This window comes from Cupriavidus sp. WS, from assembly GCF_000395345.1.
Classification (GTDB): domain Bacteria; phylum Pseudomonadota; class Gammaproteobacteria; order Burkholderiales; family Burkholderiaceae; genus Cupriavidus; species Cupriavidus basilensis_B.
Genome location: NZ_AQPL01000745.1, coordinates 1 through 658 on the forward strand (window position 1 = coordinate 1; position 658 = coordinate 658).

The window sequence follows — 658 nt, forward strand, 5'->3', positions numbered from 1 at the left end:
GGACGTGTCAGGAATTTTGTGTGCGCGGGGCCGGGTTTAAAGTTCAGTGAATCGCGTTGGTGAAGCGTTCGCCAAACAGGATGGCAAACTGATTGGCCGCCTGCTTCCACGTCCGCTGCGGCATCTTCCAATCTTTCGCGATATTGCGCAAGGCCAGAAAGAGCAGCTTCGTTGCCGCCTCGTCGCTGGGGAAGTGGCCGCGGTTCTTGACGATCTTCCGGAGGCGCATGTGCAGGCTTTCGATCGCGTTGGTGGTGTAGATGATCTTGCGTACCTCAGGCGGGTAAGCGAAGAACGGAATGACCTGCTCCCACTGGCGCCGCCACATGGCCGTCACGGTGGGGAACCGGCTGCCCCATGGGCCCGCCGCGAACGCGTCCAGCGCCTGCGCCGCCGCGTCCGCGTTGACGGCCTGGTAGATGGGCTTGAGCGCCGCAGCCAGGTCCTTGCGGTCCTTCCAGGCCGCCAGCGTGGTCGAATTGCGGATCAGGTGCACGATGCAGGTCTGGATTTGCGCCAGCGGGTACACGGCCTCGATCGCTTCAGGGAAGCCGCGCAGGCCATCCACCACGGCGATCAGGATGTCCTCCAGCCCGCGGTTCTTGAGCTCATTGAAGACCTTGAGCCAGAACTTGGCGCCCTCGGCCTGTTCGATCCA

Annotated in this window: 1 protein-coding gene; it reads right to left on the reverse strand. The window is 62.9% G+C overall.

Annotated elements, in window-relative coordinates; all coding sequences use genetic code 11:
• Positions 1 to 43: 43 nt before the first annotated feature.
• Positions 44 to 658, reverse strand: a 615-nt coding sequence (locus K206_RS0136990) for an IS256 family transposase (protein WP_020207206.1), incomplete at its 5' end; no start/stop codon positions are given.